This window comes from Streptomyces shenzhenensis, assembly GCF_003688995.1.
Lineage (GTDB): Bacteria > Actinomycetota > Actinomycetes > Streptomycetales > Streptomycetaceae > Streptomyces > Streptomyces shenzhenensis_A.
In genome coordinates this window covers 679,015-703,410 of record NZ_PENI01000001.1, presented here as the reverse complement: position 1 = coordinate 703,410, position 24,396 = coordinate 679,015, and the positions used below count along the sequence as shown (strand labels likewise).

The window sequence follows — 24,396 nt, the reverse complement described above, 5'->3', positions numbered from 1 at the left end:
ACAACTGCCTCAAGCGTGAGGGCGTCCACTCCGTGGGTGAGCTCCTGGCGCGCTCCGAGGCCGACCTGCTCGACATCCGCAACTTCGGTGCGAAGTCGATCGACGAGGTCAAGGCGAAGCTGGCCGGAATGGGCCTGGCTCTGAAGGACAGCCCGCCCGGATTCGACCCGACCGCTGCGGCCGACGCGTTCGGTGCCGATGACGACGCGGATGCCGGTTTCGTGGAGACCGAGCAGTACTGATTCGGCTGCCGGTCCTTGTGGCCGGTCGCGCGGTTCCCCGCGTCCCTTCGGGGGGCGCGTGGACCCTCCGGGTGCCTGAACGGGCGCCCGGATCTCCGACGGGCAACCGCTCGCTCGGATACTGACTTCGGTACCTGACACGGCCGGGGCAGAGACACAGGAGAAGAACATGCCGAAGCCCACCAAGGGTGCCCGTCTGGGCGGCAGTGCCGCGCACGAGAAGCTGCTCCTCGCCAACCTGGCGAAGAGCCTCTTCGAGCACGGTCGTATCACCACCACCGAGGCGAAGGCCCGCCGCCTGCGCCCGTACGCGGAGCGTCTGATCACCAAGGCGAAGAAGGGCGACCTTCACAACCGCCGTCAGGTGCTCCAGGTCATCACGGACAAGGGCATCGTCCACACGCTCTTCACCGAGATCGGCCCGCGCTACGAGAACCGCCCCGGTGGCTACACCCGCATCACCAAGATCGGTAACCGCCGTGGCGACAACGCGCCCATGGCCGTCATCGAGCTGGTCGAGTCGCTGACCGTCGCCCAGCAGGCGACCGGTGAGGCGGAGGCCGCCACCAAGCGTGCGGTCAAGGAAGACGCCCTCAAGAAGGAGGAGGCCGTCGAGGCCAAGTCCGACGAGGCCGTCGAGGCCGTCGAGGACGCCAAGCCGGCCGAGGAGGCCGCTGCCGAGGAGTCGAAGGACGCCTGAGGCTCCGCCTGACGCCGGAAGCGGGTCCACCCTTCGGGGCGGGCCCGCTTTCGCGTACCTGAGAGGATCTAGGGGTGAGTGACGAAGTACTGCCCGGTCGTGTACGGGTGCGCCTCGATCTGTCCTACGACGGCACCGACTTCTCCGGGTGGGCCAAGCAGGCCGGGGGACGCCGGACCGTGCAGGGGGAGATCGAGGACGCGCTGCGGACCGTCACCCGGTCCGGGGACACCACGCACGAGCTGACCGTGGCCGGGCGGACGGACGCCGGGGTGCACGCGCGCGGCCAGGTGGCCCATGTGGACCTGCCCGCGGGGCTGTGGGCGGAGCACCGGGAGAAGCTGCTGAGGCGGCTCGCCGGGCGGTTGCCGAAGGACATACGGGTGTGGGCGCTCACCGAGGCGCCGGCCGGGTTCGACGCGCGGTTCGCCGCGCTGTGGCGCCGCTATGTCTACCGGGTCGGGGACCGGCCGGGCGGGGTGGATCCGCTGCTGCGGGGCCATGTGCTCTGGCACGACTGGGCGTTGGACGTCGCCGTGATGGACGCCGCTGCGAAGTCCCTGATCGGGGAGCACGACTTCGCGGCGTACGCGAAGCGGCGCGAGGGGGCGACGACGGTCCGCGAGATCCTCGCCTTCGGGGTGCGCCGGCGGACGGACGGCATCGTGGAGATCGAGGTCAGGGCCGACGCCTTCTGCCACAACCAGGTGCGGTCCATGGTGGGCGCGCTGCTGTTCGTGGGCGACGGGCACCGCGGGGTGGAGTGGCCCCGGAAGGTGCTCGATGCCGGGGTGCGCGACAGCGCCGTACACGTCGTACGGCCTCATGGGCTGACCCTGGAGGAAGTCGCTTACCCGGCGGACGAGTTGCTCGCGGAGCGGCAGTCGCAGGCCCGCCGGGTGCGCGGGGTGGTGCACGGGGTCAGCCGGACAGGATCCTCTTGAAGGTCGGCTTCAGGAACGGGGCCAGCGAGGTGGCGTAGCCGCCGGTCATATGGCTGTTGTCCCAGTAGACGACGTGTCCGCCGATGACGGCGGGGCAGTAGCCGTCGGCGCAGAAGGCGGGGAGGGTGTTGATGACGTCGGCGCCGTGTTCCTCGGCCACCTGACGTTCCAGGATGCGGAAGTCGGCGAGGTCGACGGCGGCTTCCGACTTCAGGGTGCACATGCCGGGATTGCTGGAGTTCTCGGCGAGGCAGTCCGGGACGCTGAACGCCGGCTTCGGAGTGTCGGTCAGGTAGACCAGGTCCGCGCCAGTCTTCTGGAGCGTCTTGAAGGTCTCCTCTGCGCCCTTGCGGGTGGTGGTCCACTGGACGCGGTTGGCGACGGCGACGACATCGGGCTTGAGCTTCTTGATGTAGGAGAGGGCGGACCTGCGCCAGGTGGTGCACTCGGTGTACTCGCGGCCGAGGTCCTCGCGGGTGATCTTGTAGGCCTCGGGGGAGCAGCCGCTCTTGATGACGGTGACGACCTTGACGTGCAGCTCGCGGCCGAGGGCGTCGAAGGCGTTGCCCCACTGGTAGGCGTGGGAGTCGCCCATCAGGACCAGGGTCCTGTCCGACTTCGTGTCGCCTATGACGCACTCGTCGTGCGGTGTGAAAGCGGTGACCAGGAGCTGGTCGATGCAGCCGTGGTCGCCTCGGTCGTCGGGGGATCTCAGGAGCGCGCTCTCGCTGATCCTGGGGGCGTTGCGCTCGCTGACCGCCTGTTCGACGGATCGGGTGCCGTCGAAGCCGGTGAGGGCGGCGGCGGTGCCGGCGGTGCCGAAGGAGAGGTTGAGGGGGACCTGGAGGGCGATCACCATGGCGGCGGCGGAGGTGGCGGTGAGGGTGCCGCCGGTGAGGATGCCTCGCCACGGGCGTACGACGAGCTTCACGTTGTCCCGGAAGCGCTTCTCCACCACGAAGTGGGTCGCGATGGACAGAAGGAAGGAGAGGACCGCGACCCGGAAGCGGTCGGAGTGGCCGAACTCCCAGTCGATGATGTGGGGCCAGAGGATCAGCAGGGGCCAGTGCCACAGGTACCAGCCGTAGCTGACCTTGCCGATGAAGTCGAAGACGGGGTTGTCCAGGAGCCGCTCCGCGCCGAGGCGGGGGTTGGCGCAGCCGCCGGCCATGATCAGCGAGGCGCCGAGCACGGGGCCGGCCACGGCGTAGCCCGGCAGGGGGGTGTGCTCGGTGATGAGCAGGCCCGTGACGACGACCGTGCCCAGGCCCAGCCAGGAGACGGCCGCCGCGAGGCCCCGGGGCATGCGGGAGAGGAACGGTGCCCACAGGGCGAGCAGGACGCCGGAGGCGAGTTCCCAGATGCGGGCGTGGGTGCCGAAGTAGGCCAGGGGCTGGTTCGAGGTCGTCTGGGTGTAGCCCAGGTAGAAAGAGCCGCCCACGACGGCCAGGAGGACGATGCCCACCAGGACGCGGTTGCGCAGGACGAGACGGCTGAGCCAGGCCACGGCGACCAGCAGAAGCGGAGCGGCCAGATAGAACTGCTCCTCGATGCCGAGCGACCAGAAGTGCTGGTACGGGGACTGGGAGCCGTCGTTCGCGAAGTAGTCGGTGCCGTTCTCGGCCAGCCGCCAGTTGATGAGGCTCACGGAGGCGGCGAGCCCGTCGTCCATGTACTCGCGGAAGCGGAAGGGGCTCGCGTAGAACCAGGACAGGATGCCTACGACGACGATGACGAAGGCGGCGCCGGGGGCGAGGCGGCGGAAGCGGCGGGCCCAGAACTTGGTCAGGGACACCTTGCCGGTCTTGTCGATCTCGGCGAGGAGCTGGCTGCCGATGAGGAAGCCGCTGAGCACGAAGCTGACGTCCACGCCGCCGTGGATGTCGAGGATGCCGCAGTGCATGCTGACGACCATCAGGATGGCGATGGCACGCAGGCCCTGGATGTCGGGCCGGTACTTGCGAAGGCGCTCTGCCTGCACGGCCGGTGAGCGATGGCTGGTCACGGTTCTCCAGTAACTGTGCGGTCGGGCCGGCGACTTCAGTGGGCCGTCAGGCAGGCGGCAGCCGTTCCGCTGACGCGCACCCCTTGGGCGGGAATGCGGATGCCGCACGACAGCCGCAGCTGGGCGGGCAGCTCGTTCTGCGCGCCGACATGGGAGTGGCAGCCCACGACGACCTGGCGGAGGAGCGACTCGCGGCCGATCGAGGAGTCGTGGTCGACGACCGACTCGTGGATCCGGGTGCCCTCGGCGACGGTGACGCGCTCGCCGATGATGGAGCGGTCGACGACGGCGTGGGCGCCGACGACGGCGTTCGGGCCGACGGTGGAGCCGCCCGTGACACGGGCGGTGGGGTCGATCGTGGCCGTGGGGTGGATCAGGGCCTCGGCGGGCGGGCCGACGAGCGGCGAGGTCGCCCTGCCGGTGACGAGGTCGGCGGAGCCGTGGACGAAGGCCAGCGGGGTGCCGAGATCGCGCCAGTAGTCGTCGGTGGCGTGGCCGTGGACGCGAGCGCCGGCCGCGACGAGCTGCGGGAAGGTCTCCTGCTCGACCGAGACCTCCCGGTCGGCGGGGATGGCTTCCAGGACCGAGCGGCGGAAGACGTAGCAGCCCGCGTTGATCTGGTCGGTGACGCACTCCTCCGGTGTCTTCGGCTTCTCCAGGAACGCCAGCACCCGGCCGTCGGCGTCGGTGGGCACCAGGCCGTAGGCGCGCGGGTCGTCGACCCGGGTGAGGTGCAGGGTCACGTCGGCGTCCCGCGCCTCGTGCTGTCGTACGGCGTCCCGCAGGTCGGCGCCGGAGAGGATGTCGCCGTTCAGGATCAGCACCGGCGCGTCGGGTGAGCCGCCGCGCAGCCGCTTTCCGGCGTTGCGGATCGCGCCGCCCGTGCCCAGGGGGACCGCTTCGACGGCATAGGAGATCGCCAGGTCCCCGGAGAAGTCCCGGAACTCGTCCTCGAAGAGGGAGGCGAGGTAGGAGGTGGCGAACACCAGGTGCTGGACGCCCGCGTCCATGAGCTTGGCCACCTGGTGGCGGATGAACGAGGTGCCCGCGACGCCGAGGAGCGGCTTCGGGGTGTGGTTGGTGAGGGGGCGCAGGCGGGTTCCCTTGCCGCCCACCAGGATGATGGCTTCTCGCATGGCTGCCTCGCTGGTCAGTTGGCGGTGTCGGTCCCGGGGCCCGCGTAGCCCGAGGAGAAACAGGTCTTGATCGCCCGTTCGGTGAGGGGGCGGCCGGCGAAGTCGAGCCGGGAGGCGGTCTTGTCGTCCGGCGGCGTGTTGGGGTCGTCGTCGAAGTGGATCGACCACCAGTAGACGCCGCTCATCCGGCGCTCCTGGACGACCTGGCAGACGGCCGTGTACCAGTTGGCCTGCACCTCGGGGTTGACGGCCCTGCGGGCGTAGAAGTCGCCGGGGGCGTGGTAGGCGCCCTTCATCGCGCCGATGCCGGCCTCGGCGATGGTGATCTTCGGGAGGGGGCCGGTGGCCTTCTTGTCGAGCCAGTCGTGCCACCCGGCGACCAGGGTCTTCACGGGGGCGTTGTCCGCGACCTCGACGGGGAAGTAGGCGTCGACGCCGAGGTGGCTGACCGGCATGTCGATCCGGCCGGAGACGTAGGTGTCCCAGTTGGCGTCGTAGGAGATCTCGCCGGAGAACGTCTTCTCGGCGGATGCGACGAGCTTCTCCCAGCCCGGCTTGCCCTCCATGGAGCTCAGCTCGGTGGCGATCACGAAGGTGTTCGCCTTCTCGGCCTCGGCGATCTCCAGGTAGGGGGTGAGCAGCTTCTCGTACGAGGTGAACCAGGCGGAGTCCGAGGCGGGCACGATGTTGCCGCGCCAGTCGCCCGTTCTGACAAGGGCCGTCTCGTCCATGACCGGGCGGATCGTGGTGCGGAAGCCCGCCTTCTCGAAGACCCGCAGGACGCGCCGGAGGCGCTCGGGTGAGGGGGTCTTGGCGCGGGCCGCGACGGTGTCGGAGGTGGGGTTCTCGGTGAAGAAGGGGAAGGAGATCGACACGGAGTTCGCGCCGAGGCCGACCAGGTACGCGGCCTGCTTCTCGGCCTGTTTCTCGATGAACTCGTCGGAACGTTCCTGCGGCTCCTCCTCCCAGTAGATCTGGACGCCCCACTGGGGTTTGCCGGCCTTCCAGGGCTCGGCGACCCGCAGGGGCGAGGGCTCTGTCGCGTCCGTGGGCCGCTCGGACGGGCTGGGGGAGTCCTCGGGGGAATCGTCCAGGACGAGCCTGGGCAGGGCCGAGCCCGCCTCCCAGCGCACCGGGTGGTCGCCGAAGAGGAAGGGGGTACCGAGGACGACGGTGAGGACGGTCACCGGGAAGAGGGCGAGCAGGGGCAGGCGTGAGCGCATGGTCAGGTGTTTTCTGTCTTCCGTCTCGGCCGAAGGTCAGGCGGGCTTGGCGATCACGACGAACTTGTTCTCCTCGCGCCGGGCGAACTTCGTGAAGCCGCGCAGGCCGCCGAGGCCCTCCAGCACCGAGAAGACGGGGATGAGCGCGACCACGGCGATCGGCTCCCACCACTTGCGCCGCCCGCTGACGGAGGCGAGCGCGTTCAGCCGCAGCCCCTCCCAGTAGGTCCAGATGACGTAGGCGAAGTTCAGGGCCCACAGGATGACGACGGACTGGGTCGCGGGCGAGGTGTTCATGTCGTTGACCAGCCAGCCGACGAGCAGGACGGCGCCGATGTGCTGGAGCGGGCCGAGGACCCAGGTGGCCACGCAGACCGACAGGAACCAGCGGTAGCGCAGCGGCACCTGGCGGTTGAAGCACAGGGCGACCAGGCCCCAGGCCCACCGCTCGCGCTGCTTGACGAAGTCGCGCGCGTTGGCGGGGGAAGCGCCGTAGCAGCGGCCGTTGAACCAGTCGCTGCGGCCGGGGTACTTGCGGCAGAAGGTCAGCGCGAGCCGGGCGTCCTCGACGATCTCCTTGGGGCCGAAGTCCCAGCCGATCTCCGCCTCGATGGAGGCGCGCAGCACGAGCAGCTCGCCGTGCACACCGGCCGCGGGGGTGCCCATGCCGGTCAGCGCGCGGAAGCGGGCGATGTCGTCCGCGGGGCGTACGGCGTCGGCGAGCCAGGTGAAGAGGCTGACCGCGTTCTCGCGGGGGTAGGTCAGGATGCCCTGCGCCATGTGCTTGGCCTCGTCGGGGTGGGCGCGGCGCTGGCGGTTGATGAACTGGGCGAGCGAGGTCGCGGTGTCGGGGCCGACGCCCGTGTCGTCGTCCATGTGGAGGACCCACACGTAGTCGAGGGCCTCGCCCTCCTCGATGCGCAGCTCATGGGCGTAGTGGTTGGCGCGGGCCTTGAAGCGGGTGCCGTTCGCCGGGGTGTAGTCCTTCGGGACGGTGATGACCCGGATCAGGGGGTGGGAGTCGGCGAGCCGGTCGATCTTCTCGGCCGCCTCGCAGCCCTCCTCGGTGAGGATGTCGACCCGCAGGTACGGGAACCAGTCGGGCAGGTGCTCGACATAGGACAGGACGGAACGTTCCAGCGCCGGGTAGGTGTCGTGGCGGCCGATGGTCGGGCACAGGACGATCAGGAAGTCCTGGGCGGCCGGGGCGGGCGGGGTCATCCGGTCGCTGCGGCGGACCCGGCGGCGGATCAGCAGCGCGCCCTGGACGCCGACCAGCACACCTGCCACGGGAAGGGACCAGACGACGGTGAGTATCCAGCTCAGCAGGGTGGAGCTGGGCCGGTAGCTCCACAGGCCGAAGAAGACCAGCAGGACAAAGGGCAGCAGGAACGGGAGGACACCCGGCTTCCAGGCGGCCGTGCGCTTCGCGAGCTTCGCGCCCTGGCGCGAGAACGAAGGGTCACTCTCGACCAGAGTCGATGTCATGACAGGCAACAGGACTTCCCGTGAGATCGGTGGCGCGTTGAGGCATCGACGGATCTCCGTCACGGCAGGCGTGAGCGCACCGCGACGATGGGCTTGTTCCGGGTTCCATCCCCCCTCAACGCCTTCATGGCGCCTCGGTCAGTGGGCCCTCACAAGCCCCCCCGGGCTCAGAACCACCGACCGAACAGAAAATCGAGTGTCGCATATATGCATGGAGTAAGGAACAGTTGTGAGGAACGCGACATCAGAACTTCACAGAGTGACGCATGGGGCGGCGGTTTCTAGCCGGTGCTCGCGGCCCGCATCGGCTGTCCGCCCGTGAGCACTCCGGGCGAGCCGTAGGTCCGCTTCACATCCGCCGTGGTGTTCTTCTGCCGCGGTGCCAGGACGTTGTCGTACGTCAGCGCCTGGCCCCACACGGTCCACAGCACCCACGGCGTCCGCGCCAGGGTCCGCGGCTGCGCCGCGTTGAGCGGGACGTGGAAGGACTCGGCGACGATCCGCGGCCTGCGGTACGCCTCCAGGCCGCGGTACCAGACCTCGGTCCAGGCGCCCTCGCCGAAGGGCCTGGCCGGGGTGTCGCTGTAGTCGTCGACGCCGACGACGTCGACGTAGCGGCCGCCCGGGTAGTACGCCTCGGGCTCGCGCCCGTACGTCCCGTCCCAGGAGTTCGGCGACCAGACGAAGATCAGGTTGTGCAGGCCGCGACGGCGCACGAGGTAGTCGTACGTCAGCCGCCACAGCCTGCGGAACGCGGCCGGTTCCTGCCCCGCCCACCAGAAACCGCGCCCCGGTGCCGTGTTCATCTCGTGGTACGGCCGCAGCAGCACCGGGACCCCGCGGCCGGCCAGGTAGCCCAGGTGGTCCGCGAGGAAGGCGAGGTCGTGCAGGAGGTCCCGGTGCTCGGGGCTGCCCTCGGCGGTCACCCGGCCGAACCAGCCGGGGTCCGCGGCGCCGGGGGAGTTGCGGTGCAGCGTCTGCGGGAAGCCCTTGACGGGGCTGCCCGGGTAGGGCTGGTGGAAGGAGAAGCCGACCAGGCCCGCCGGGCGGCCCCCGTTGTGCGGCAGGGCCACCTCGGCGCCGGACGCGCACTCCCGGTGCGTGCCGGAGGGCCGGTAGGAGCCGTCGGCCGCCCGCGGCAGCCCCGCCCACACGCCGACGGCGAGGTCCACGGCGTCCTCCACGTACCCCCAGGAGCGGCGGCAGGACGGCCAGGCCGCGGAGTAGGAGCGGGCCTCGCCCACCGCCCAGCCGGGCTGCCCGTAGCCGGGGCCCAGGTCGAGCTCCACGAAGCCGGGCAGCCGCCCGGTGATGTCGTGGGCCTTGCGGTAGTAGTAGCCCGGTTGTTTGGTGCCCCGGTAGTCGCCGTACCGCGCGTTGTACCGCTCGTTCTGCAGCTCCACGTGCTGGCCGATCACGGTGCGGCTCGGCCGGCCGCGGCGGGCGTCGTTCTCCAGCCCGGCCAGCAGCGCGTAGACGCGGCGCGCGGCAGGGGCCGCCGCGGGGTCACGCCCGCGCAGATCGGTGGGTACGAGCCGGGGACCGTCCGCCGCCCCCTCCGTTCCGGGCCGGGCCCATACGCCCAGCGGAGCCAGCAGGGCCGCGCCGGCCGCAGCTCCTATCAGCCGTACCCGGGCCCGTCTGTCCAGGTCCAAGGGGTCACGCCGGTGTCATGCGTCACTCGCCGGCCGCGGCCGACGCCTGGGCCTCGCCGCGGCGGCGGATCTGCCGGAAGGTGAACTCCGCCAGGTCGTCCCCGGTCGAGAAGACCTTGGTGTCCTTGGTCGTCACGTCCTTGCCGTCGGTGAAGCCGGCGATGGTGAAGTAGGCGTAACGGCCGTAGGAGTTGGTCGTCGAGCGGCAGATCGCCGAGTCGCAGAAGGCCGCGACGCCCTTGCCCGCGAGCGACTTCACGATGCCCTTCTTGTCGGTCCGGCCCTTCGCCTCGGTGGCCTTCGCCTCGGTCTCGAAGACGGCGACGCCGACGGTGACCGCGACCCCGTCCCTGAGGTAGCTGACGCGCAGCAGACGGGTGCAGCCGGCCGTGTCGAGGACCTTGGGCAGGGTGCCGCCGGCTGCCGAGGCGCAGTCCCCGGTTTCGGCGGTGGCGCCCTTCTTGTACACGGTCTCGCCCATGGTCAGCTGGGTGCCGGGGAAGAGGGTCTCGGCGCTGAGCGGCGCCGTGTCCTTCTTCGCGCTGGATATGAAGTCCTTGGGATCCAGCGGCGGCGGCGCGCTGGTCGGGTCGAAGGACGGCGCGGGCGCGCCGGAGTCGCTCGGCAGGGAGGCGCTCGCGGGCAGGTCGGCGGGCCGGCCCGAGGCGTCGTTGTCGCCGTTGTCGCCGTTCGCCGAGACCACGGCCATGGCCACGGCAGCGCCGACCGCCACGGTGGCGACCGCGCCGCCACCGATGAACAGCAGTCTGCGACGCTTGTTCCGGGTCTCCGAGGCCTCTGCCAGAGCGGCCCAGTCCGGGGTCTGGCTGCCGCCGCTGTCCCAGGGCTGCTGAGAATGCGGTTTCCACGGATCCCACTGGGACTGGGGTCCCCCCTGCCCATAACTCATGGGGCGCATCCTAGACGGGGACCGGGCGTGCCGGTGCGCCTGCGCCGGCGGCGATAGGGGACCTATCGGCGCAGGGTGGCGCATCTCCGCAGCCCGAGGTGTCGCAGGCCACTCGTTTTGACCCGTACCCGGCACCCCGGTATCCTGCATGTTCGTTGTGTATTGGCTTGCTCATTCTCACGGGACGGGCCCTTACACCGGTCTCCGGGCCGATGACCAGCGACCAGCACGCGGTTTGCGTCACCGCAGTGCAGTCAGGGCTGTCGTGATCGTCTTCGGTGACCTTGTCAGGACCATTCACTGAAGAAGCGAAGGCTACGAACCGTGCGTACGTACAGCCCCAAGCCCGGCGATGTGACGCGTCAGTGGCACGTCATCGACGCTCAGGACGTTGTCCTGGGCCGTCTGGCCACAACTGCCGCCACCCTCCTCCGGGGCAAGCACAAGCCGATCTACGCCCCTCACGTCGACACCGGTGACTTCGTCATCATCATCAACGCCGACAAGGTGCACCTCTCCGGCAACAAGCGGACCCAGAAGATGGCGTACCGCCACTCCGGCTACCCGGGTGGTCTGCGCTCCGTCCGTTACGACGAGCTGCTCGACAAGAACCCCGAGAAGGCCGTCGAGAAGGCCGTCAAGGGCATGCTCCCCAAGAACTCCCTGGGCCGTCAGATGCTCTCGAAGCTGAAGGTCTACAAGGGTGACCAGCACCCGCACGGCGCGCAGCAGCCGGTGCCGTTCGAGATCACCCAGGTCGCGCAGTAAGTCCGGCCACCCCCTAAGACCGAAGAGAATCTGAGGAGAATCGTGGCCGAGACCACTGCCGAGCAGCCGCTCGAAGAGCTTGACATCGACAGCTACACCACCGAGTCCGAGGTCCCCGTCGAGGGCGAGTACACCTCGGAGTCCCTGGCCTCCCGCTTCGGCGAGCCGCAGCCGGCCGCCGGCCTGGGCCGCCGCAAGAACGCCATCGCCCGGGTCCGGATCGTTCCGGGCTCCGGCAAGTGGAAGATCAACGGCCGCACCCTCGAGGACTACTTCCCGAACAAGGTGCACCAGCAGGAAGTCAACGAGCCGTTCAAGGTTCTGGAGCTGGAAGGCCGTTACGACGTCGTCGCCCGCATCGCGGGCGGCGGTGTCTCCGGTCAGGCCGGTGCGCTCCGTCTCGGTGTCGCCCGTGCGCTGAACGAGGCCGACGTCGACAACAACCGCGGTCCGCTGAAGAAGGCCGGCTTCCTGCGTCGTGACGACCGTGCGGTCGAGCGCAAGAAGGCCGGTCTGAAGAAGGCCCGCAAGGCTCCGCAGTACAGCAAGCGCTGATCTCAGCTGCCTGCTCGTACTCCGAACGCCCCGGCGGCACGCCACAGTGCCGCCGGGGCGTTCGTATATCACAGGCCAAGGGCGTATAACGGCACAAGACGCTCAAAGGCTTGTGCGATCGGATGCCCAGGTGCGTGCTGCCTGGGATGCGGAGCCGCACCGAACCGGCGACGAACCATCGCCTGCCCTACGGCTTCCGAAACTGACGCTTCCTCAGGAGGACAAGTGGGACGACTCTTCGGCACGGACGGCGTGCGCGGCGTCGCCAACGCGGATCTGACGGCCGAGATGGCGCTCGGCCTCTCCGTCGCGGCGGCGCATGTGCTGGCCGAGGCGGGCAGCTTCGCGGGCCACAAGCCGACGGCAGTGGTCGGCCGGGACCCGCGCGCGTCCGGGGAGTTCCTGGAGGCCGCGGTGGTCGCGGGCCTGGCGAGCGCGGGCGTGGACGTGCTGCGGGTCGGTGTGCTGCCGACGCCCGCGGTGGCGCATCTGACCGGCGCCCTCGGGGCCGACCTCGGTGTCATGCTCTCCGCAAGCCACAACGCCATGCCCGACAACGGCATCAAGTTCTTCGCCCGCGGCGGCCACAAGCTCGCCGACGAGCTGGAGGACCGGATCGAGGGCGTCTACGAGGAGCACCGCACGGGCGCCCCCTGGGACCGCCCCACCGGAGCGGGCGTGGGCCGGGTGCGGACCTACGGCGAAGGGGTCGAGCAGTACGTCGCCCACCTCCTCGGTGTGCTGCCGAACCGGCTCGACGGACTGAAGATCGTCCTCGACGAGGCGCACGGCGCCGCCGCCGGTGTCTCACCGGAGGCCTTCTCCCGGGCCGGAGCGCAGATCGTCACCATCGGCGCCGAGCCGGACGGGCTCAACATCAACGACGGCTGCGGCTCCACCCACCTGGACCAGCTGAAGGCCGCCGTCGTCGAGCACGGCGCCGACCTCGGCATCGCGCACGACGGCGACGCCGACCGCTGCCTGGCCGTGGACCACACCGGCGAGGAGGTCGACGGCGACCAGATTCTGTCCGTGCTCGCGCTGGCGATGCGGGAGCGTTCCGCACTGCGCTCCGACACCGTCGTCGCGACCGTGATGTCGAATCTGGGCTTCAAGCTGGCCATGGAACGCGAGGGCATCCACCTCGTACAGACCGCGGTCGGCGACCGCTATGTCCTGGAGGAGATGAAGGAGCACGGCTTCGCCCTCGGCGGCGAGCAGTCCGGGCACGTCATCATCCTCGACCACGCCACCACCGGCGACGGCACGCTGACCGGGCTGCTGCTGGCCGCACGGGTCGCCGAGACCGGCCGTACGCTGCGGGATCTCGCATCGGTCATGGAGCGGCTGCCCCAGGTCCTGATCAATGTGCCGGACGTGGACAAGTCCCGGGTGAAGACCTCCGCGGACCTGGCCGCCGCGGTCGCCGAGGCGGAGCGGGAGCTGGGATCCACCGGGCGGGTGCTGCTGCGCCCCTCGGGCACCGAGCCGCTGGTCCGGGTGATGGTCGAGGCGGCGGACATCGACCAGGCCCGGTCCGTCGCCAGCCGGCTCGCCGACGCGGTGAAGTCGGCGCTCGGGTAGCCGGGCGGCCCGGCCGGCCGGAAGACCGGAGGGGCTGGCCGGGGCGTCGGGGCGTCGGGGCGTCGGGGCGTCGGACAGTGGTGTGGTCCGGGCGGGAGGCCAGGGAGGCCGACGGGGAGTCGGGGCGTCCGGTGGAAGCGTGGGCGCCCCCGGTTGCGTGAGGGTGCGGAGGGCTGCCGGGCGCGCGGGCAGTGGCGTGGCCGGTCGGGGGCCGGCCGGGCGCTCAGCCGGACGTCGGGCGTCGTCGCTGCCTCGCCCAGAACAGCTTCTGGGCGAGCAGCGTGAGCACGCCCGCGAGCACGATCCCGCCCAGGTTGGCCAGCAGCTGCCAGACGGAACCCCAGGTCTGCGAGTAGTCCGAGTAGCTGAACGCCACCGCGGCGTTCGCGGCCGCCGGGACCGTGGTCACGGAGATCGCCACGCCGATCAGCGCGCCCGACTTGGCGGACGTGAGCGACAGGGTGCCGGCGACGCCGGCCAGGAACGCCACCACGAACGACATCGCGTCCGGCTTCCAGATGAACGAGGTGTTCGGCCGGGCCGCCTCCACCATCGACCTCTCGAACAGCCCGAGCACATTCATCAGCTCACTGAAACCGGCCGTCAGCACCATCGCGACGGCGAACCCGGCGAGCAGCGCCCACAGCGACCGCCACACCAGGTGCGGCGCCCGCTGGACCAGCGCCGTCGAGATCCCCGCGAGCGGTCCGAACTCCGGGCCGACGGCCATCGCGCCCACGATCAGGATCGCGTTGTCCAGCATCACACCGCAGGCGGCGAGCATCGTGGCGACGGCGAGGAACGCGACATAGGTGACGGTGAGCGTCGACTCCTCGTGGGTCGCCTCGGCGAGGTGCTCCCACAGCACCGCGTCCGCGCCCTCGCCCGGCGCTTCCTCCTCGGCCTTGTCGGCCCGCCGGGACAGGGTCAGGTCGATGTTCTCGACGGCGATCGACCCGGTCTCCTCGAGGCCCGCCGCCCGCAGCGCGGTCAGCAGCTCGTCGCCCGCCTCCCGCGCCACGTCGCACATGACGACGTCCCCGACGGGATTGCGCGCGGCGCCGGGCAGCACCACGAGATGCGTGGTGCCGACGGTCCGTTCGATGAGGCGGACCACGTCGTCGGTCGTGTCGGGCGGGGCGATCAGCCGGAGGTGCAGCATGGCGGCAGGGTAACGGTCACAGTTTGCGCAGCCGCAGCCGCTGTACCTTGTGATCCGGGCCCTTGCGCAGGATGAGGGTGGCGCGACCGCGGGTCGGGGCGATGTTCTCCACCAGATTGGGCTTGTTGATGGTCCGCCAGAGCAGGCGGGCGTAGTCCAGGGCTTCTTCCTCGGCGACCTGGGTGTACTTGCGGAAGTACGAGGACGGGTCCTGGAAGGCGGTGGCGCGCAGCTTGCGGAAGCGGCTGAGGTACCAGCGTTCGATGTCCTCGGCGCTCGCGTCGACGTACACGCTGAAGTCGAAGTAGTCGGCGAGACCGACCCGGGTGCGGCCGTCCGTGCCGGGCACGGCCTGCTGGAGGACGTTCAGGCCCTCCACGATGAGGATGTCCGGGCGGCGGACGGTGAGCCGCTCGCCGGGCACGATGTCGTAGATCAGGTGGGAGTAGACGGGGGCGGTGACCTCGTCCTTGCCGGCCTTGATGTCGGCGACGAAGCGGATGAGGGCGCGGCGGTCGTACGACTCCGGGAAGCCCTTGCGGGACATCAGGCCGCGCACCTCCAGCTCCTTGGTGGGGAGCAGGAAGCCGTCCGTGGTGACCAGTTCGACCCGCGGGTGTTCCGGCCAGCGGGACAACAGCGCCTGGAGGAGGCGGGCGACGGTGGACTTGCCCACGGCCACCGAGCCGGCGACGCCTATGACGAACGGTGTGCCGGACTGCGAACCCTGCTCGCCGAGGAAGGTGTTGAGGGCGTTTCGGAGCCCGTCCGTGGCGCCGACGTACAGGTTGAGCAGCCGGGACAGCGGGAGGTAGATGTCGCGCACCTCGTCGAGGTCGATGACATCGCCGAGGCCGCGCAGCTTCTCGACCTCCTCGGCGGTGAGCGGCAGCGGCGTCTTGTCGCGCAGCGCGCTCCACTCGGCGCGGGTGAGGTCGACGTAGGGAGTCGCCTCCGGCCTGTGCCGGTGGGCGCTCCGGGGCATCGGGGAGACCGGAGAGATCACAGTCCATTGTTAACGGAGTTTCAACACGGCGGCGGGTGGGGTGGGTCACGTACGGCCCATGCTCCGGGCGGGTGCGGGAGGGGCGTCCGGGGGCGGGCGGTCGTACGACGGTGGGAATTTCCGATTTCGGGCACGCGGTGCCGGTTTCGCGCGGGCTTCGGCCCGTAGGCTGCGCCCCATGTGCGGAATCGTGGGATATGTGGGGGCGCAAGCGGCGCTTGATGTCGTCATGGCCGGACTGAAGCGGCTGGAGTACCGGGGGTACGACTCGGCGGGCGTCGCCGTGCCCGCGGACGGCGGGCTCGCCGCGGCGAAGCGGGCCGGGAAGCTGGTCAACCTGGAGAAGGCGCTCGTCGAACGGCCGTTGCCGGCGGGGACCACGGGCATCGGTCACACCCGGTGGGCCACCCACGGCGCGCCCACGGACGCGAACGCGCATCCGCACCTGGACAACGCGGGGCGGGTCGCGGTCGTGCACAACGGGATCATCGAGAACTTCGCGGTGCTGCGCGCCGAGCTGACCGAACGGGGCCACGACCTCGCCTCCGAGACCGACACCGAGGTGGTCGCGCACCTGCTGGCCGAGGAGTTCTCGGCGACCGCCGATCTCGCCGAGGCGATGCGGCTGGTGTGCCGGCGGCTGACGGGCGCGTTCACTCTGGTGGCGGTGCACGCGGACGATCCGGACGTGGTGGTCGGCGCGCGGCGGAACTCGCCGCTCGTGGTGGGCGTTGGAGAGGGCGAGGCCTTTCTCGCCTCGGACGTCGCCGCGTTCATCGCCCATACGCGGTCGGCGATCGAGCTGGGTCAGGACCAGGTGGTGGAACTGCGCCGGGACGGCGTCACGGTGACGGGCTTCGACGGCCGCCCGGCGGAGGTCAGGTCGTACCACGTGGACTGGGACGCTTCGGCCGCGGAAAAGGGGGGCTATGACTACTTCATGCTCAAGGAGATCGCCGAGCAGCCCAAGGCGGTCGCCGACACGCTGCTGGGCCGCATCGACGCGGCCGGCTCGCTGAGTCTGGACGAGGTCCGGATCGGCGCGGGTGAACTGCGCGAGGTGGACAAGGTCGTCATCATCGCGTGCGGTACGGCGTTCCACGCGGGTCTGATCGCCAAGTACGCCATCGAGCACTGGACGCGGATCCCGTGCGAGGTGGAGCTGGCCAGTGAGTTCCGCTACCGGGACCCGATCCTCGGCCACCGGACGCTGGTCATCGCCATCTCCCAGTCCGGCGAGACCATGGACACCCTGATGGCGCTGCGGCACGCCCGTGAGCAGGGGTCCAAGGTGCTGGCGATCTGCAACACCAACGGTTCGACGATTCCGCGTGAGTCGGACGCGGCGCTGTACACCCACGCCGGGCCGGAGGTGGCGGTCGCCTCCACGAAGGCGTTCCTCACGCAGTTGGTGGCGTGTTATCTGGTCGCCCTGTATCTGGCCCAGGTGCGGGGCACCAAGTGGGGTGACGAGATCGGGGCGGTCATCCGAGATCTGTCGCGGATCGCCGGGGCGGTCGAGCGGGTCCTGGAGACGATGGAACCGGTGCGGGCGCTGGCGCGCACGCTCGCCTCGAAGGACACGGTGCTCTTCCTGGGGCGGCACGTGGGGTACCCGGTGGCGCTGGAGGGCGCGCTGAAGCTGAAGGAACTGGCGTACATGCACGCCGAGGGCTTCGCGGCCGGGGAGTTGAAGCACGGGCCGATCGCGCTGATCGAGGAGGATCTGCCGGTGGTGGTCGTCGTGCCGTCGCCGCAGGCGCGGTCGGTGCTGCACGACAAGATCGTGTCCAACATCCAGGAGATCCGGGCGAGGGGCGCGCGGACGATCGTGATCGCGGAGGAGGGCGACGAGGCGGTGGCCCCGTACGCCGACCACCTGATCCGCATCCCGGCGACACCGACCCTGCTCCAGCCGGTGGTGGCGACGGTCCCGCTCCAGGTCTTCGCCTGCGAACTCGCAACGGCCCGCGGCAACGAGGTGGACCAACCAAGAAACCTGGCAAAGTCGGTGACAGTGGAGTAGCCAGCCGCAGCCCGACTCCGTGGAACTCGCGAAGACCCCGGCCGGCGCGGGCGGTTCATTCCGGGGTGGGGGTCTCCTGCGTTGCCGCCGGGGTCTCGCTGAACAGGTCCTCCGCGCGCTCGACCGTGCCCGCCCGGTCGAGCCAGTCGTCGAGACGGGCGAGGTCGGTGCAGCCGGTGATGTGCTCGCGCACCTCGTCAGAGAGGGGAATCCCGCGCACCTCCAGGATCCGCAGCACCCCCTTCGCCTGACCCTCGGCCAGTCCAGCGGCTTGACCCTCGGCCAACCCAGCCGCTTGGCCCTCGGCCTGGCCGTCCAGGAATGCCTCTTCAAAGACCGTGCCCCTGCCGGGGAAGAACGTGACGACCATCTTCTCCAGTTCCCTCCATCAGCGGCCCCAGTATGGCCTGCCTCGCCACGTCCGACTCGTCGGAGATCCGCGGAACGGTGTCGGGCCCCAGGACCAACTGGGTGTGTTCTGGCCGTCCAGGGTGTGGAGCCCGAGGCGGGGGTGACGCTGGGCTGGTTGGCTCAGGGCGCTGTTGTGGGGGCTGTTCGCCGTAGGGTGCTCGGCATGGGCATTGTCGGGGTTGGGATCGATGTGGCTGAGATCGAACGGTTCGAGGCTTCGCTGGAGCGGACGCCCGGGCTGGTCGGACGGCTCTTCCTGGAGAGCGAGTTGCTGCTGCCGAGCGGTGAGCGCCGGGGTGCGGCCTCGCTCGCCGTGCGTTTCGCCGCCAAGGAGGCCCTGGCCAAGGCGCTCGGTGCCCCGTCCGGCCTGCACTGGACGGACGCCGAGGTGTACGTGGAGGACAGCGGGCAGCCCCGGCTGCGGGTGACGGGGACGGTCGCGGCCCGGGCCGCCCAACTCGGCGTGAAGTCCTGGCACGTCTCGCTCAGCCACGACGCGGGGGTGGCGTCGGCGGTGGTGATCGCGGAGGGGTGACGGCCCGCCGCCCCATGTGGCGCGGGTGCGGGCGCGGGGGCATCCGGGGCAGACTCGGACCCATGCGTACTGCGTACAGCGTGGAGACGGTGCGGGCCGCCGAGCGTGACCTCATGGCGCGGTTGCCGGAGGGGGCGCTCATGCAGCGTGCCGCCGCCGGACTGGCGGCCGCCTGCGCCCAGTTGCTCGGACGCGTCTACGGCAGCCGGGTCGTGCTGCTGGTGGGCAGCGGGGACAACGGGGGTGACGCCCTGTACGCCGGGGCGCGGCTCGCGCGACGGGGTGCGGGGGTGACGGCCGTACTGCTCGCGGCCGACCGCACCCACCCCGCAGGACTCGCCGCACTGCGCCGCGCGGGCGGCACCGTGGCCGCGCCGGGCGGCGGCGAGGCGGCGATCGAGCGGGCCGACCTCGTCGTCGACGGCATCGTCGGGATCGGCGGCCGGGGCGGGCTGCGGCCCGACGCCGCGGCCCTGGCCGCCGTCGCCGAGCGGTCCCGCGCCGCCGTCGTCGCCGTCGATCTGCCGAGCGGGGTCGAGGCGGACACCGGCCAGGTGCTGGGGGCCGCGGTCCGCGCCGACCTCACCGTGACCTTCGGGACGCACAAGCCCGGGCTGCTGATCGACCCCGCCCGCGAGCACGCCGGTTCCGTGCGGCTCGTCGAGATCGGGCTCGACCTGCCCGCCGAGCCGGAACTGGCGGCCCTGCAGCACGCGGACGTGGCCCGGCTGCTGCCGGTGCCCGGGGCGGAGAGCGACAAGTACCGGCGCGGGGTCGTCGGGATCGCGGCCGGGTCGGCGCGCTATCCGGGGGCCGCCGTGCTCGCCGTGTCGGGCGCGCTGCGCGGCGGCGCCGGGGCCGTGCGGTACGTCGGGCCCGCCGGGGATGCCGTCATCGCCCGCTTCCCCGAGACCCTGGTCTCCGACCAGGGCCCGCACAAGGCGGGGCGGGTGCAGGCCTGGGTCACCGGTCCCGGCGCCGGGGACGACGCCGGGACCGTCGCGGAGGTGGTCGGGGAGGACGTGCCGGTGCTCATCGACGCGGACGGGCTGCGGCTCGCCGACCGGGACGCGGTACGGGCCCGCACCGCGCCGACCCTGATGACCCCGCACGCCGGGGAGGCCGCCGCGCTGCTGGGCGTGGACCGCGAGGAGGTCGAGGGGGCGCGGCTGCCGGCGGTGCGCGAACTGGCCGCGCGGTACGGCGCCACCGTCCTGCTCAAGGGCTCGACCACGCTGGTCGCCGACCCGGACGGCGGCACCGTACGCGTCAACGCGACGGGCACGGCCTGGCTGGCCACCGCGGGCAGCGGGGACGTGCTGTCCGGGCTCGCGGGATCCCTGCTGGCCTCGGGGCTCTCCGCCCGGGACGCGGGCAGCGTGGCCGCGTATCTGCACGGGCTGGCGGGCCGGTTCGCGGCGGACGGTGCGCCGGCGGGGGCGCACGACGTGGCGGGGGCGATCCCACGGGCCTGGCGGGATGTGCGGGCGGAGGCCGGTTAGCGGCCCCTGACCGACACGCCGGACAGGGGGTGCGTGTGCGGGGCGCGTACCCGCCGGACGCGACCGGTGGTCCGTAGGGGGCGCGCGACCGGGCGCGGGGCGCGTGGCGGCGATCGGGCGCGGGGCCTGCGCCCCAATGCCACCGGTCGCCTCTGAGACACTGGGGGCGCCATGAACGACACAGCACCCGCGCCGACGGCGCCCCTGCGAGCCCGTGCCGAGATCGACCTGGCCGCCCTGCGGTCCAATGTGCGCGCCCTGCGCACCCTCGCGCCGGGCGCCGCCCTGATGGCCGTCGTGAAGTCCGACGCGTACGGCCACGGGGCGGTGCCGTGCGCCCGGGCGGCCCTCGCCGCGGGGGCGACCTGGCTCGGTACGGCCACGCCCGAGGAGGCCCTGGCGCTGCGCGCGGCCGGGCTGCCGGGGCGCGTCATGTGCTGGCTGTGGACCCCGGGCGGCCCCTGGCGGCAGGCGATCGAGGCCGACGTCGACGTGTCGGTCAGCGGGATGTGGGCGCTGCGGGAGGTCACGGCAGCGGCGCGGGCGGCGGGCCGGCCCGCGCGCGTGCAGCTCAAGGCCGACACCGGGCTCGGGCGCAACGGCTGCCAGCCCGCCGACTGGGCCGAACTGGTGGGCGCCGCCCTGCGCGCCGAGGCGGCCGGGCTGGTCCGGATCACCGGGCTCTGGTCGCACTTCGCCTGCGCCGACGAGCCGGGCCATCCGTCGATCGCCGCCCAGCTCACCCGCTTCCGGGAGATGACGGCGTACGCCGAGGACCGGGGCGTACGCCCCGAGGTGCGGCACATGGCCAACTCGCCGGCCACGCTCACCCTCCCCGAGGCCCACTTCGACCTGGTGCGCACCGGGATCGCGGTCTACGGCCTCTCGCCCGGCCCGGAGATCGGCACCCCCGCCGACTTCGGACTGCGCCCGGTGATGACGCTGGCGGCGTCGCTGGCGCTGGTCAAGCACGTGCCGGGCGGACACGGCATCAGCTACGGCCACCGCTACCTCACCCCCGGCGCGACGACCCTCGGCCTGGTGCCCGTCGGCTACGCGGACGGCATCCCGCGGCACGCCTCCGGGAGCGGCCCGGTCCTGGTCGGCGGCAAGTGGCGGACGATCGCCGGGCGGGTCGCGATGGACCAGTTCGTGGTCGACCTCGGCGGCGACGAGCCCGAGACCGGCACCGAGGCGGTCCTGTTCGGGCCCGGCGACCGCGGTGAGCCCACCGCCGAGGACTGGGCGCAGGCCGCCGGCACCATCGCGTACGAGATCGTCACGCGCATCGGAACCCGTGTCCCCCGCGTCTACGTGAACGAGGACCGGGACGGGTAGTCCGCTCAGGGGCCCGGGTTCACCTGTACCGGTGAACCCGGCCCGGTGACGCCCGCGTCGGCGGCACGCGCAGACCCGCAGCACCCACCCAGCGAACTGCAGTACGGCGAAGAGGAGCGGTACGTGAGCGAGAGCAGCGCGAAGGCCGTCGCGGACGCCGCCGCGGCGGCCGTCGCCTCCGTCGCGGGGGAGGCCGGCGGCTGGCGCCGGGCGACCGGCCTCGCGGGCGCCGCGATAGGCGTGCTCGCCGCGGGCGCGGCGGCCGGTGTCGCGATCGAGCGGATGACCGTGGGGCGCGGGGTGCGCCGCAAGGCGCGGCTGGCGCTGGACTCGACGGGGCCGTACGGGGCGCTGCGCGGCACCCCGGGCAAGGCGTACGCCGACGACGGCACCGAGCTGTACTACGAGGTCGACGACGCCGAACCCGAGGGCGGTCCGGCGCCCCGGCGGCGCCGGCTCTTCGGCCGCAAGGCGCCCGCCCCGGTCACCGTCGTCTTCAGCCACGGCTACTGCCTCAGCCAGGACTCCTGGCACTTCCAGCGGGCCGCGCTGCGGGGCGTCGTGCGGACCGTGTACTGGGACCAGCGCAGCCACGGCCGGTCCGCGCGGGGCGTGGCACAGCGGCGGGACGATGTGCCGCTGACCATCGAGCAGCTCGGCCGCGACCTGAAGGCCGTCATAGAGGCGGCCGTGCCGGAGGGGCCGATGGTGCTGGTCGGGCACTCCATGGGCGGCATGACGGTGATGGCGCTGGCCGCCCAGTACCCGGAGCTGATCCGCGAGCGGGTGGTCGCCACCGCCCTGGTCGGTACGTCGTCCGGGCGGCTCGGCGAGGTCAACTTCGGGCTTCCGCTGGCCGGCGTCAACGCGGTGCGCCGGGTCCTGCCGGGGGTGCTGAAGGCGCTCGGGCAGCAGGCGGCGCTGGTGGAGAAGGGGCGCCGGGCGACGGCCGACCTGTTCGCCGGGATCATCAAGCGGTACTCGTTCGCGTCCCGGGACGTCGATCCGGCGGTCGAGCGGTTCGCCGAGCGGATGATCGAGTCCACCCCGATCGACGTGGTCGCCGAGTTCTATCCGGCCTTCACCGACCACGACAAGACCGAGGCGCTCACCTACTTCGAGGACATGCCCGTGCTGGTGCTGGCCGGGGTGCGGGATCTGATCACGCCCAGTGAGCACAGCGAGGCCATCGCCGACCTGCTCCCGGAGGCGGAGCTGGTGCTGGTCCCGGACGCCGGGCACCTGGTCATGCTGGAGCACCCGGAAGTCGTGACCGACCGGCTCGCCGACCTGCTCACCCGCGTGGGAGCCGTCCCGGCAGGGGCTACGGTAAGTGGCTATGGAAGCACCAGCAGCGCCGCACGACGCGGCTGACCCCCGTACCGTGGAGATCACCGTCAACTCGCCCGAACAGATGCGGGAGTTGGGCCGCAAGCTGGCCAAGCTGCTGCGTGCCGGCGATCTTGTGATGCTCAGCGGGGAGCTGGGCGCGGGCAAGACGACGCTCGCCCGCGGGCTCGGCGAGGGGCTCGGGGTGCGTGGGGCGGTCACCTCGCCGACGTTCGTGATCGCCCGGGTGCATCCGTCGCTGGGCGACGGCGCGCCGCTCGTCCACGTCGACGCCTACCGGCTGTCCGGCGGTCTGGACGAGATGGAGGACCTCGACCTCGATGTCTCGCTGCCCGATTCGGTGGTCGTCGTGGAGTGGGGCGAGGGCAAGGTCGAGGAGCTGACCGAGGACCGGTTGCAGGTCGTGATCCACCGGGCCGTCGGGGATACGACGGACGAGGTGCGGCACGTGACGCTGGCCGGGCTCGGGGAGCGGTGGCAGACCGTGGACCTCAGCGTGCTCGCCGCCTGAGCGGAGCGGCGCTGACCTGGCGTGTGGGGTGGATTCGAAGGTTCCGACAACATGTCGGGAAGATGTTGCCCCGGACGCGTTCGGTGTGTTCACATGGTACCCAGCCCGTAGTTAGGTGTACCTAAGTATCTGGTAGTGCCTCGCTGCGTCCGCCCCCGTTCGTCAGGAGGCGTCCATGTCGGCCTCGGAATCCACGGCACCGCGGCGCGAGCCCGTCTCGGTGTCCATGCGTGACCTGCTGGCCGCCTGTGCGGCCGCGGCGGTCATCTCCAACCCGCCCCGGCATCCGGAGCCACGCTCCCCTCGACCGGCCTCCAGCCCCGATCACGAGCGCCCCCGGGCGGCTTAGCGGGCCCTTCGCAGGGGGCGTGGCGGGGTGTCGGGCGTGTGCGGCTGCGTTGTGGCGGATCGCGCAGTTCCCCGCGCCCCTGTGGGGGCGGTCGTCGAGGTATTTCCACGCGGGTGTTCGTGAGTGGCGGCGTGGGCGCGGTCTCGGTGGGGTCGGGATTGGTTGTCGGGCGGGTGCGGGAGCTTTTGTGGCTGATCGCGCAGTTCCCCGCGCCCCTTTCGGGGCGCCTGATCGTTGCGGGCTTTCCCGTCGCGGGGGTGTGGTGGGTTGTCGGGCGTGTGCGGCGGGCGTTGTGGCGGATCGCGCAGTTCCCCGCGCCCCTATCGGGGCGTCTGATCGTTGCGGGTTTTCCCATGGGGGCGTTGTGGCTGGTCGCGCCGTTCCCCGCGCGCCTTTGGGGGCGTCGCCCTCGGGGGTCAGGGGATCACCATGACTCGGACGCCGATCGTGGCGAATTTCCACATGGCCTCGCCGTTTCGGCGGGTTTCGCGGATGCCGCCCGTTCTGACCGACGGGTCGGGGAGCGAGGGTGATTCCTTGACCGCGGCGCTGAAGCCGATGACCACGCCGTCCACGGTCGCGAAGCGCACGACGTGCTCGACGAGGGCGCCGTCCGTGCCGGTGATGGCCTTCGAACGGGACGTCACCGTGTACGGACCCGGCTTCGGGTCCACGGTGCCCGGGGTCACCTTGAACGTGCGCTCCACCCCGCCGTTCGCGCCGACCAGCCACACCCGGTCGTCGTCCACCGAGTACACGACCCGTTCGCCCCTGCCGGAGCCGCCGGGCAGGACGGCCTGGCTCTTCTTGCCCTGGGGCGCCTTGGCGGTGGCCGGCGTGGGCGAGGCGCTCGCGCCGGACCTGCCGCCGAGCCCGGGCGGGACGTTCGCGGACGCCTGGTAGGCGAGGAGGCCGACCGTCCCCACGGCCACCGCGGTGAGCCCGGCCACGATCGACGAGCTGGTCCCTGCCACGTCTGCCCACCTCTGCTTCGCA

The 24,396-nt window shown here is 71.5% G+C and carries 23 protein-coding genes; 13 read left to right on the top strand and 10 right to left on the bottom strand.

Annotated elements, in window-relative coordinates:
• From CTZ28_RS03015 to truA, 3 genes are all read left to right on the top strand, one after another.
• Window positions 1–242: DNA-directed RNA polymerase subunit alpha C-terminal domain-containing protein (locus tag CTZ28_RS03015; protein WP_310887586.1), on the top strand; the 242-nt coding region annotated here is incomplete at its 5' end.
• A gap of 169 nt (window positions 243–411) precedes the next feature.
• The gene (gene rplQ / locus CTZ28_RS03010; RefSeq protein WP_121887586.1) at window positions 412–942 is read left to right on the top strand and encodes a 50S ribosomal protein L17; all 531 of its coding nucleotides are present in this window, start codon (window positions 412–414) and stop codon (window positions 940–942) included.
• A 74-nt stretch (window positions 943–1,016) separates the two neighbouring features.
• Complete coding sequence (gene truA, locus CTZ28_RS03005) at window positions 1,017–1,886, top strand: tRNA pseudouridine(38-40) synthase TruA (protein WP_121887585.1); 870 nt, start codon at window positions 1,017–1,019, stop codon at window positions 1,884–1,886.
• On the opposite strand, the gene CTZ28_RS03000 is transcribed toward truA, so the two are convergent.
• The 6 genes from CTZ28_RS03000 to CTZ28_RS02975 all read right to left on the bottom strand — a co-directional run bounded on the left by CTZ28_RS03000 (window position 1,864) and on the right by CTZ28_RS02975 (window position 10,303).
• A complete protein-coding gene (locus CTZ28_RS03000; protein WP_259471430.1) occupies window positions 1,864–3,891 on the bottom strand; it encodes an acyltransferase family protein in 2,028 nt (675 codons plus the stop codon). The genes truA and CTZ28_RS03000 overlap by 23 nt on opposite strands.
• Window positions 3,892–3,926: 35 nt before the next feature.
• Window positions 3,927–5,027 (bottom strand): mannose-1-phosphate guanylyltransferase, encoded by a 1,101-nt coding sequence (gene manB / locus CTZ28_RS02995; protein WP_121887648.1) that lies wholly within the window; start codon window positions 5,025–5,027, stop codon window positions 3,927–3,929.
• Window positions 5,028–5,041: 14 nt separating this feature from the next.
• Window positions 5,042–6,250 (bottom strand): glycoside hydrolase family 113, encoded by a 1,209-nt coding sequence (locus CTZ28_RS02990; protein WP_259471429.1) that lies wholly within the window; start codon window positions 6,248–6,250, stop codon window positions 5,042–5,044.
• A 36-nt stretch (window positions 6,251–6,286) separates the two neighbouring features.
• Window positions 6,287–7,738 carry a glycosyltransferase family 2 protein gene (locus CTZ28_RS02985; RefSeq protein ID WP_121887583.1) on the bottom strand — a complete coding sequence of 484 codons (1,452 nt, stop codon included), beginning with the start codon at window positions 7,736–7,738 and terminating at the stop codon, window positions 6,287–6,289.
• Window positions 7,739–8,019: 281 nt separating this feature from the next.
• Window positions 8,020–9,393 carry a glycoside hydrolase family 26 protein gene (locus tag CTZ28_RS02980; protein WP_121887582.1) on the bottom strand — a complete coding sequence of 458 codons (1,374 nt, stop codon included), beginning with the start codon at window positions 9,391–9,393 and terminating at the stop codon, window positions 8,020–8,022.
• 22 nt (window positions 9,394–9,415) lie between these two features.
• The gene (locus CTZ28_RS02975) at window positions 9,416–10,303 is read right to left on the bottom strand and encodes a hypothetical protein (protein WP_121887581.1); all 888 of its coding nucleotides are present in this window, start codon (window positions 10,301–10,303) and stop codon (window positions 9,416–9,418) included.
• Window positions 10,304–10,627: 324 nt separating this feature from the next.
• Here CTZ28_RS02975 and rplM point away from each other — a divergent pair, with 324 nt between their 5' ends.
• The 3 genes from rplM (at window position 10,628) to glmM (ending at window position 13,210) form a co-directional block, all read left to right on the top strand.
• Entirely contained in the window at window positions 10,628–11,071 is a 444-nt protein-coding gene (gene rplM / locus CTZ28_RS02970) for a 50S ribosomal protein L13 (RefSeq protein WP_121887580.1), read from the top strand.
• A gap of 42 nt (window positions 11,072–11,113) precedes the next feature.
• A complete protein-coding gene (gene rpsI, locus CTZ28_RS02965) occupies window positions 11,114–11,626 on the top strand; it encodes a 30S ribosomal protein S9 (RefSeq protein ID WP_111005365.1) in 513 nt (170 codons plus the stop codon).
• 225 nt (window positions 11,627–11,851) lie between these two features.
• Window positions 11,852–13,210 (top strand): phosphoglucosamine mutase, encoded by a 1,359-nt coding sequence (gene glmM, locus CTZ28_RS02960; RefSeq protein ID WP_121887579.1) that lies wholly within the window; start codon window positions 11,852–11,854, stop codon window positions 13,208–13,210.
• A gap of 223 nt (window positions 13,211–13,433) precedes the next feature.
• Here glmM and CTZ28_RS02955 read toward each other — a convergent pair whose 3' ends face one another.
• The gene (locus CTZ28_RS02955; RefSeq protein ID WP_121887578.1) at window positions 13,434–14,372 is read right to left on the bottom strand and encodes a DUF389 domain-containing protein; all 939 of its coding nucleotides are present in this window, start codon (window positions 14,370–14,372) and stop codon (window positions 13,434–13,436) included.
• 16 nt (window positions 14,373–14,388) lie between these two features.
• Window positions 14,389–15,357, bottom strand: coding sequence for a type I pantothenate kinase (coaA, locus tag CTZ28_RS02950; RefSeq protein ID WP_183154227.1), 969 nt, complete (start codon window positions 15,355–15,357; stop codon window positions 14,389–14,391).
• Between the two features lie 199 nt (window positions 15,358–15,556).
• Here coaA and glmS point away from each other — a divergent pair, with 199 nt between their 5' ends.
• Window positions 15,557–17,404, top strand: a complete 1,848-nt coding sequence (gene glmS / locus CTZ28_RS02945; RefSeq protein ID WP_121887576.1) for a glutamine--fructose-6-phosphate transaminase (isomerizing) — start codon at window positions 15,557–15,559, stop codon at window positions 17,402–17,404.
• A 55-nt stretch (window positions 17,405–17,459) separates the two neighbouring features.
• Here the strand turns inward: glmS and CTZ28_RS02940 are convergent, their stop codons facing one another.
• Complete coding sequence (locus tag CTZ28_RS02940; protein WP_121887575.1) at window positions 17,460–17,774, bottom strand: hypothetical protein; 315 nt, start codon at window positions 17,772–17,774, stop codon at window positions 17,460–17,462.
• Between the two features lie 204 nt (window positions 17,775–17,978).
• Between CTZ28_RS02940 and CTZ28_RS02935 the strand changes: the two genes are divergently transcribed.
• From CTZ28_RS02935 to CTZ28_RS46810, 6 genes are all read left to right on the top strand, one after another.
• Entirely contained in the window at window positions 17,979–18,350 is a 372-nt protein-coding gene (locus tag CTZ28_RS02935) for a holo-ACP synthase (protein ID WP_121887646.1), read from the top strand.
• 62 nt (window positions 18,351–18,412) lie between these two features.
• On the top strand, window positions 18,413–19,852 hold the full coding sequence (locus CTZ28_RS02930) for an NAD(P)H-hydrate dehydratase (protein WP_121887574.1): 1,440 nt from the start codon (window positions 18,413–18,415) through the stop codon (window positions 19,850–19,852).
• A gap of 171 nt (window positions 19,853–20,023) precedes the next feature.
• A complete protein-coding gene (gene alr / locus CTZ28_RS02925; protein WP_121887573.1) occupies window positions 20,024–21,190 on the top strand; it encodes an alanine racemase in 1,167 nt (388 codons plus the stop codon).
• Window positions 21,191–21,313: 123 nt separating this feature from the next.
• The gene (locus CTZ28_RS02920) at window positions 21,314–22,564 is read left to right on the top strand and encodes an alpha/beta fold hydrolase (protein WP_121887572.1); all 1,251 of its coding nucleotides are present in this window, start codon (window positions 21,314–21,316) and stop codon (window positions 22,562–22,564) included.
• The gene (gene tsaE, locus CTZ28_RS02915) at window positions 22,530–23,051 is read left to right on the top strand and encodes a tRNA (adenosine(37)-N6)-threonylcarbamoyltransferase complex ATPase subunit type 1 TsaE (protein ID WP_121887571.1); all 522 of its coding nucleotides are present in this window, start codon (window positions 22,530–22,532) and stop codon (window positions 23,049–23,051) included. Before CTZ28_RS02920 ends, tsaE begins: the two co-directional genes overlap by 35 nt.
• Window positions 23,052–23,226: 175 nt before the next feature.
• Window positions 23,227–23,400: a hypothetical protein gene (locus tag CTZ28_RS46810; RefSeq protein WP_183154226.1), complete on the top strand. Its 174-nt coding sequence runs from the start codon at window positions 23,227–23,229 to the stop codon at window positions 23,398–23,400.
• Window positions 23,401–23,816: 416 nt separating this feature from the next.
• On the opposite strand, the gene CTZ28_RS02910 is transcribed toward CTZ28_RS46810, so the two are convergent.
• Window positions 23,817–24,374 (bottom strand): hypothetical protein, encoded by a 558-nt coding sequence (locus CTZ28_RS02910; RefSeq protein WP_183154225.1) that lies wholly within the window; start codon window positions 24,372–24,374, stop codon window positions 23,817–23,819.
• Window positions 24,375–24,396 lie beyond the last annotated feature (22 nt).